This window comes from Streptomyces sp. NPDC001532, assembly GCF_040298625.1.
Taxonomy (GTDB): domain Bacteria; phylum Actinomycetota; class Actinomycetes; order Streptomycetales; family Streptomycetaceae; genus Streptomyces.
This window is the reverse complement of record NZ_JBEPAL010000084.1, coordinates 1-8,329: the sequence shown is the minus strand read 5'-3', so window position 1 is coordinate 8,329 and position 8,329 is coordinate 1. Positions and strand designations below refer to the sequence as shown.

The 8,329-nt window shown below is 72.8% G+C and carries 5 protein-coding genes and 1 pseudogene; 3 read left to right on the top strand and 3 right to left on the bottom strand.

Annotated features, from left to right (window positions below; all coding sequences use genetic code 11):
- Positions 1 to 323: 323 nt before the first annotated feature.
- Entirely contained in the window at positions 324 to 872 is a 549-nt protein-coding gene (locus ABT232_RS38105) for a MarR family winged helix-turn-helix transcriptional regulator (RefSeq protein WP_351849339.1), read from the bottom strand.
- A gap of 146 nt (positions 873 to 1,018) precedes the next feature.
- On the opposite strand from ABT232_RS38105, the gene ABT232_RS38100 reads away from it, so the two are divergent.
- Positions 1,019 to 2,281, top strand: a complete 1,263-nt coding sequence (locus ABT232_RS38100) for an MFS transporter (protein WP_351849341.1) — start codon at positions 1,019 to 1,021, stop codon at positions 2,279 to 2,281.
- Between the two features lie 37 nt (positions 2,282 to 2,318).
- On the opposite strand, the gene ABT232_RS38095 is transcribed toward ABT232_RS38100, so the two are convergent.
- Positions 2,319 to 3,980 carry an ATP-binding SpoIIE family protein phosphatase gene (locus ABT232_RS38095; protein WP_351849338.1) on the bottom strand — a complete coding sequence of 554 codons (1,662 nt, stop codon included), beginning with the start codon at positions 3,978 to 3,980 and terminating at the stop codon, positions 2,319 to 2,321.
- Positions 3,981 to 4,226: 246 nt separating this feature from the next.
- Positions 4,227 to 5,591: an NAD(P)/FAD-dependent oxidoreductase gene (locus ABT232_RS38090; protein WP_351849336.1), complete on the bottom strand. Its 1,365-nt coding sequence runs from the start codon at positions 5,589 to 5,591 to the stop codon at positions 4,227 to 4,229.
- Between the two features lie 385 nt (positions 5,592 to 5,976).
- On the opposite strand from ABT232_RS38090, the gene ABT232_RS38085 reads away from it, so the two are divergent.
- A complete protein-coding gene (locus tag ABT232_RS38085; protein ID WP_351849335.1) occupies positions 5,977 to 6,732 on the top strand; it encodes a TetR/AcrR family transcriptional regulator in 756 nt (251 codons plus the stop codon).
- A gap of 475 nt (positions 6,733 to 7,207) precedes the next feature.
- Positions 7,208 to 8,239: pseudogene (locus tag ABT232_RS38080) on the top strand (sigma-70 family RNA polymerase sigma factor); the annotation flags it as partial.
- Positions 8,240 to 8,329: the final 90 nt, after the last annotated feature.

Here is an 8,329-nt window from a genome sequence, read left to right as displayed (position 1 = left end):
TTTCCCTTTCCGGCGGTTCCGACTCTATCAGATCCTTTCGGGCCTGACTCCCAGTCAGCGGGTGTTGTCTTCGCGGCTGTTGGGCCGTTCCGACGTCTCAAACATTAGCGGATCCGCTCGGCGATTCCCAATCGGGCCGCCGGGCTCCCATTCGAATTGAATTCGGGCAAGCCGAAAACAACCCCGCTGGGAGATCATGCTGATGGTTTGAGGTGCCGCTCTCGCGGCGGAAGTGTCGTCGCAGAACCGTTCCGGCTCCGTGACAACCCGAAGAACTCTACGGATCCGGCAGAGGGGTGTCAAGCGGCCCCTGTCAAGATCTTTTAGTCCAGGTCGGAGAGGCGTCCGCCCGCGTCGGGCTGGGCGTCCTCCACGCGGCGCAGCAGGCGGGTCAGCACCTCGCCGAGGACCGCGCGCTCCGCGGGAGTGAGGTCCTGGAGCAGGTCCTCCTCGAAGACGGTGGCGAGGCGCATCGCCTCGAGCCACTTCGCACGGCCCTCGGGGGTCAGCTCCACGATCACGCGGACGCGGTTGTTCTCGTCCCGCTCCCGGGTGACCAGCCCCTCGGTGACCATGCGGTCGATCCGGTGGGTCATCGCGGCCGGCGTCAGGCCGAGGCGCTTGGCCAGCTCGCTGGGGCCCATGCGGTACGGCGCACCGGACAGCACAAGGGCCTTGAGGACCTCCCAGTCGGTGTTGCTGATGCCGAGGGCGGAGGTCTGGCGGCCGTAGGCGACGTTCATACGGCGGTTCAGCCGGGACAGCGCCGACACGATCTTCTCGACCTGGGGGTCGAGGTCCTGGAACTCGCGCTGGTAGGCGGCGATCTGCTCTTCGAGGGTCGGCTCGCTGAGGCCGGGGGTGTCGCCCATGGGCCGAAGTATCGCACGAGCGGGCTTGGCGTCGAAGTCCTTCGATGTGTACTCTTTAGCTTCGAAGTTTAGTTTCGAAGTCTTCACTCCTAACTTGTCGTAGCTGTCTGAGAGAGGTGAACGTGACCAGGGCGATGGGCGCGGCGATGCGCCGGATCCACGTGGGCAACGCGCTCAGCGCGTTCGGGCTCGGCTTCACCGTGCCCTACCTGTACGTCTATGTGGCGCAGGTGCGAGGGCTCGGTTCCATGACGGCGGGGCTCGTCCTCGCCGCGTTCGCCGTGGCCGCGCTGATCGTGCTGCCGTTCGCCGGGCGGGCGATCGTGCGGCAGGGCCCGCTGCCGGTGCTGCTGGTCGCCCTGGTCACCGCCGCCGTCGGAGCGCTCAGTCTGGGGCTGGCGGGCGGGGCGGTCACCGTGCTGCTCGCGGCGGCGCTGCTCGGGGCCGGTCAGGCCGTGATGCAGCCGGCGCTGGCGACGATGATCGTGGACTGCTCGTCCGCGGAGACCCGCTCGCGGGCGTTCGCGACGCAGTTCTTCCTCCAGAACCTGGGCCTCGGTGTCGGTGGTCTGATCGGCGGGCACCTCGTCGACACCACCCGCGTCTCCTCCTTCACTCTGCTGTTCGCCATCGAGGCGGCGATGTTCCTGCTGCTGGTCGTGGTGATGGCGACGGTGCGGATGCCGCACTCGCCGCGGATCGAGGGCGCGCCGGCGCACACGGCCAAGGGCGGCTGGAGGCAGCTGCTGGGCAACCGGGCGATGGTGCAGCTGTGTGTGCTCGGGTTCGTGCTGTTCTTCGCCTGCTACGGACAGTTCGAGTCGGGGCTGAGCGCCTACGGCGTGGAGGCCGCCGGGATATCGACGTCCGCGCTGGGGACGGCGCTGGCCGCCAACACCGCGATGATCGTCGTGGCGCAGTTCGCCGTGCTGCGGTTCGTGGAGCGCCGGCGGCGTTCGCGGGTGATCGCGGCCGTCGGGCTGATCTGGGCCGTGGCATGGCTCGCGGCCGGGTACGCGGGGCTGGGGCACGGCAGCCAGGAGATGGCCACGGCCGCCTTCATCTCGACGTACGCGCTGTTCGGGCTGGGGGAGGCGATGCTGTCGCCGACCGTGGCGCCGCTGGTCGCGGACCTGGCGCCGGAAGGGCTGGCCGGGCAGTACAACTCGGCGTTCGCCCTGGTGAAGCAGCTGGCGCTGGCGGTGGGTCCGGCAGTGGGCGGCCCGATGGGTGCCTCGCTGCACGCGCCGTACGTGGTGACCTTCCTGCTGTTCTCGCTGGGCATCAGTGTGCTCGCGGTGCGGCTCGGGCGGCGGCTCACGGCGGTGCAGGACCAGCCGTGGCAGGCCCGGAACCGGGTGGTCGCGCGCGGCGGGTCGGCCGCGGAGCCGGTGGCGGCCGAGGCCTGAGGGAGCGGCCGGGGGTGAGCGTGTCACCCCCGGCCGCTCAGGTCCTCGGCAGCGCGAACTCGCACCACACCGCCTTGCCGCCGCCCGGCGTCCGGCGGCTGCCCCAGTTGGAGGCGATGGTCGCGACGATGGCGATGCCCCGGCCGGACTCGTCCCCGGGCTCCGCCCGGCGGCGCCGGGGAAGGTGGTCGTCGCCGTCGGTGACCTCGACGATCAGCCGGCGGTCGGTGCGGCGCAGGCGCAGCCGCATGGGCGGGGTGCCGTGCTGGAGGGAGTTGGCGACCAGCTCGCTGGCGGCCAGGACGCCCAGGTCGTGCAGGTCCGCCGGGAAGCGCCAGCTGGTGAGGACGCCGGAGGCGAAGGCACGCGCGCGGGGTGCCGCCTCCACGCCGCCGAGGAGTTCCAGCGCGGCGTTGCGGAAGAGCTCGCCGTCGGGGCCGGTGCGGGCCGGTTGCTGGAGGACGAGGACGGCGACGTCGTCGTCGTGGTCGGCGGTGACGCCGGCCGAGCGGACCAGGCGGTCGCAGACGACCTGCGGGGTGCCGGTGGCGCCGGACAGGGCGCGCTCCAGGGCGGCGATGCCCTCGTCCAGGTCCTCGTTGCGGCGTTCGACCAGGCCGTCCGTGTAGAGGACGGCCGTGGAGCCGGGGCCGAGGGGGATCGAGCCGGAGGCGTGCATCCAGCCGCCGGTGCCGAGGGGCGGGCCGGTGGGTTCGTCGGCGCGCTGGACGGTGCCGTTCTCGTCGCGGACCAGGATCGGCAGATGGCCGGCGGAGGCGTACACCAGCCGTCCCTCGTTGGGGTCGTGAATGGCGTAGACGCAGGTGGCGATCTGGTTGGCGTCGATCTCGGTGGCGAGGCCGTCGAGGAGTTGCAGGACCTCGTGCGGGGGCAGGTCCAGGCGGGCGTAGGCGCGGACCGCGGTGCGGAGCTGGCCCATGACGGCCGCCGCGCGCACGCCCCGGCCCATGACGTCGCCGATGACGAGGGCGGTGCGGCCGCCGCCGAGGGTGATCACGTCGTACCAGTCGCCGCCGACGGCGGCTTCGGTGCCGCCGGGCTGGTAGGTCGCGGCGATGCGCAGGTCGTCCGGCTGTTCGAGTTCCTGCGGGAGCAAGGAGCGCTGGAGGGTGACGGCGGTCTCGCGCTGGCGGCGCTCGCTGGCGCGCAGCCGCTCGGCGGCCTCGGCGTGGTCGGTGACGTCGGTGGCGAAGACCAGCACTCCGCCGCCGCTGTGGTCGCCCTCGCGGTCCGCCGGGGTGCAGGTGAAGGTGTAGGAGCGGCCGTCGACGGCCTTGCGGGACTTCAGGGTGCGCGGCTTGCCGCTGCGCAGCACCTGGTCGAGCAGCGGCAGCAGGCCGAGCTCCTGGAGTTCCGGCAGTGCCTCGCGGGCGGGGCCGCCGGGCGGGCGGGCGCCGAAGGCGGTGGCGTAGGCCTCGTTGACGTACGCCAGACGGTGGTCGGGGCCGTGGACGAGGGCGACCAGGGCGGGTACCCGGTCCAGCACCTCGCGCACCGGCAGTGCGTCCACGGCGGGTACGGACGGCGGCTCGTCGGTGAGCCGCTCGGCGCGGGCCGCGGGGACGGAGCCCTCGCCTCGGCCCTCTCCCCGCCGGTCCGGCGTGACCGTGGGTTCGGTCCGCGCTGCGGCGCGGCGCTGCGTTCCGGGGAGCCGGGCGCTCCAGCGCGTGAAGTTCACGAATCCTTGCCTCATGTAGTTGTCGTCGGCCGGCTCCGGACCCGGCCCGGTCCCCCGGGGGCGGCGCGGTGGTGGCCGCGGGGTGTCACCGTCCCTGGGAAGTGCAGCACCTTGGAGAAGCCTCGTGGGTTCGGCCGTCAGGGCGGGCGGTGGCCCGCTCCGACGGCGTGGACCAGTCTGGCAGGGAGACCGACCGGGCCGACATCCGTCAGACGCCCCGGTGGCCGCGGGAGTTCCTCGCTCCGGTCAGGACGACCCCTTCGGGTCGTTGGGAGGTTTTCCCCCGGCCGCGAGTTCGAACTCCGCTCGGGGATGTTCGAGTGAACCCAGGGAGACGATCTCCCGTTTGAACAGGCCCGAAAGGGTCCATTCGGCGAGGACGCGCGCCTTGCGGTTGACGGTCGGCACGCGGCTGAGGTGGTAGGCGCGGTGCATGAACCACGCGGGGTAGCCCTTCAGCTTGCGTCCGTAGATGTAGGCGACGCCCTTGTGCAGGCCGAGGGAGGCGACGGAACCGGCGTACGTGTGGGAGTACGTCTGGAGGGGTTCGCCGCGCAGGGAGCGCACGATGTTGTCGCCGAGGACCTTGGCCTGGCGGACGGCGTGCTGGGCGTTGGGCGCGCAGTCGGTGCCGGGTGCGGCGGTGACGTCCGGGACGGCGGCGGCGTCGCCCGCGGCCCACGCGTGCGCGTGCCCGTCGACGGCCAGCTCGGCGGTGACCTTCAGGCGGCCCCGCGCGGTGCGGGGCAGGTCGGTGGCGTCGAGGACCGGGTGGGGTTTGACGCCGGCCGTCCACACGACCGTACGGGTGGGAAATCGTTGTCCGTCGCTGAGCACGGCGACCCGGTCGGCGCAGGACTCCAGGCGGGTGCCGAGGAGGACCTGGATGTTGCGGCGGCGCAGCTCGGTGACCGTGTAGCGGCCCATCTCCTCGCCGACCTCGGGCAGGATGCGGTCCGAGGCCTCGACGAGGATCCACTTCATGTCCTCGGGCTTGATGTTGTGGTAGTACCGCGCGGTGTAGCGGGCCATGTCCGCCAGCTCGCCCAGCGCCTCCACACCGGCGTAACCGCCGCCGACGAAGACGAAGGTGAGGGCCGCGTCGCGGACCGCGGGGTCGCGGGTGGAGGAGGCGATGTCCATCTGCTCGATGACGTGGTTGCGCAGCCCGATGGCCTCCTCGACGGTCTTGAAGCCGATGCCGTGCTCGGCGAGACCGGGGACGGGCAGGGTGCGCGAGACGGACCCGGGGGCGAGGACCAGTTCGTCGTACGACAGCTCCTCCGGCGGCGCGCCCCGCTCCTCGGTGGCGAGGGTGCTGACGGTCGCGGTGCGCTCGGCGTGCCGGACGGCCCGCGCCTCGCCGACGACGACCCGGCACAGGGGCAGGACGCGGCGCAGCGGTACGACGACATGGCGCGGCGAGATGGAGCCGGCCGCGGCTTCGGGGAGGAAGGGCTGATACGTCATGTACGGGTCCGGAGTGACGACCGTGATCTCCGCCTCGCCGCGCCTCAGTTCACGCTTCAGCTTCCGCTGGAGGCGCAGGGCCGTGTACATCCCGACGTAGCCGCCGCCGACAACGAGAATGCGCGCACGTTCCTTCACCATCCCATGACGCACCCACCGCTTGAGTTTGTCCACAGCCCCGGCAATTTGTGTGACCGCGCGACCGGTGGGCACGGGGTTGGCCGATTTACCGGCGCAAGGGGAAGCCTCGCAGGTCAGGGGGCGTGAGCCGGGTGACATAAGGGGGTGCAATCGGGACGTATACGACCCGTACTCCGATCGGGGGGCGCTCCGTGCGGAACCTGCCCCTTCTGAATTGACTCTGTCTCAACTATGTTCGTGTGTCGACGGGGTGTAGGGGGAAGCCTCTCGGGTCCGCGACGGGCGGACTCGACGGCGGGCTCGGGGTTTCGAGCGTTCCGTGCGCTCCGGCATCCAATGGCGGGGAGAGTCTCCGGGGGGAGACGTCATTACCGGGGGATTTCTTATGCACATTCAGGACTCTCGTTGGTCTTCCGCGTCGGCCATCACACCCGGTGGCGCGGTGGGAGCGGTGAGCGCGGCGGCGAACAACGGACGCGCGGACCACGCGCGGACCACGCCGCTTCGCGTGGACGCACAGCGCAATCTGGAACACGTACTGCGCGCGGCGCGCGAGGTCTTCGGCGAGCTGGGGTACGGCGCGCCGATGGAGGACGTGGCGCGGCGCGCCCGGGTCGGCGTCGGCACGGTCTACCGGCGCTTCCCGAGCAAGGACGTCCTGGTGCGGCGGATAGCCGAGGAGGAGACCTCCCGGCTGACCGACCAGGCCCGGACGGCGCTCGGGCAGGAGGACGAGCCGTGGTCGGCGCTGTCCCGCTTCCTGCGGACGTCGGTGGCCTCGGGCGCCGGGCGGCTGCTGCCGCCGCAGGTGCTGCGGGTCGGCGTCGCCGAGGAGGGCGGCGCGGACGAGGCGCGGGTGCCGCAGCAGCGCACCCAGCCCGGCGGCGGTGAGCTGCGGCTGGTGCCGGAGCAGCCGTCCGTCGTGGACGACGCGGGCGCGGCGGCGCTGCTCGACGTCGTGGGCCAGCTCGTGGAGCGGGCCCGCGCGGCGGGCGAACTGCGGCCGGACGTGTCGGTCTCCGACGTCCTGCTGGTGATCGCGACGGCGGCGCCCTCGCTGCCGGACGCGGCCCAGCAGGCGGCGGCCTCGGCCCGGTTGCTGGACATCCTGCTGGAGGGGCTGCGGTCGCGTCCGGCGTGACGGACGTACCGGAGCCTTCGAGGTGACGGAGGGGGGCGTGGGCGCTTCGGCGCTCGCGCCCCTTTTCATGCGCGCACGCCCTTTCCGCGCTCGGCCGCTCCTCGCCGCGCCGCGCACGCCCCTCGCCGCGCCGCGCACGCTCCTCGCCGCGCCGCGCACGCCCCTCGCCGCGCCTCGCTACGCACGCTCTTCGCCGCGCACGCCCCTCGCCGCGCCTCGCGGGCTTCGGATCGCACCGCGCACATCCCTCACCGCACACCCCTCACCGCGTCGCGCGCGCCGGAGCCACCCTGCTCAACTCCGCCCCGTGAAGCGCCCATCGACCCTTCCCCGAACGGGTGACGCCTAGTACGAAACCGCGGCAGGTCCCCACGGACGAGTGGTTGCGTCCCTCGGCGGGGCCCGGCCGAAATCCGGTATGGGACGCTGACCGCGTGGTCGGGACGGATTGGGCTGGCGGCGGGGGCTTTCCGCGATGAGCGTTCACGGGCGGGACGAGTCACTGGACGACGGCGGCCGGGACACCGGTGAGCCGGCCCCGCCGCAGGTGCCGAACCAGGGCGGACGCGGTGACGTCCCGTCGGCCGGCCACCGCCCGGAGCGGGCCGTACCGGCGCAGCGCCACCGGCGCGACGACGGCATCCTGCCGCCACCACGCGATCTGCCCCCCGCGGACCCCGAACTGATCGACCGGATGCGGTCCGGCGACGACACGGCGTACGAGGAGCTGTACCGGCGCCACGCGGACGCCGTCCGCCGCTACGCGCGCACCTGCTGCCGCGACGCCCACACCGCGGACGACCTCACCGCCGAGGTCTTCGCCCGCATGCTCCAGGCGGTGCGCGGCGGTTCCGGCCCCGAACACGCCGTCCGCGCCTATCTGCTGACCAGTGTCCGGCGCGTCGCCGCGCACTGGACCGCCTCCGCACGGCGGGAGCAGCTGGTCGACGACTTCGCGCTGTTCGCGGCGCAGGCCGCGCGGGTCTCCGAGGTGTCCGGCACCGACACGGTCGATCTCGGCGCCGATGTGCGGGCCATGCACGAGGCCGAGCGGTCGATGGCCATGCAGGCCTTCCGCTCGCTGCCCGAACGCTGGCAGGCGGTGCTGTGGCACACCGAGGTCGAGGACGAGTCGCCGAGCGAGGTCGCCATGCTCTTCGGCCTCGACGCCAACGGCACGCGCGTGCTCGCCAGCCGCGCCCGCGAAGGCCTCAAGCAGGCCTACCTCCAGGCCCACGTCAGCACCAGCCTCGCCGGCGACGAGGAGTGCGCCCGCTACGCCGACCGGCTCGGCACCTACGCCCGCCGCAAACTGCGCAGCCGCGCGGAGCGGGGTCTGCGCAAGCACCTGGAGGAGTGCGCCAGGTGCCGGCTGGCGGCCCTCCAGATCGAGGAGGTCGCCGGCGGCATCCCCGCGGTCGTGCCGGTGGCCGTCATCGGCTGGTTCGGCGCCGCCGGGTACGCCAAGGCGGCCGGGCTCGTCGCGGGCGGAGCCGGGGCGGCGGGGCCGCCGTTGAGGTACTTGTAGGTGCAGCCGACGGCCAGGTCGACGCCGTGCTCGTCCAGGCCGACGGGCAGCGCGCCCGCGCTGTGGCAC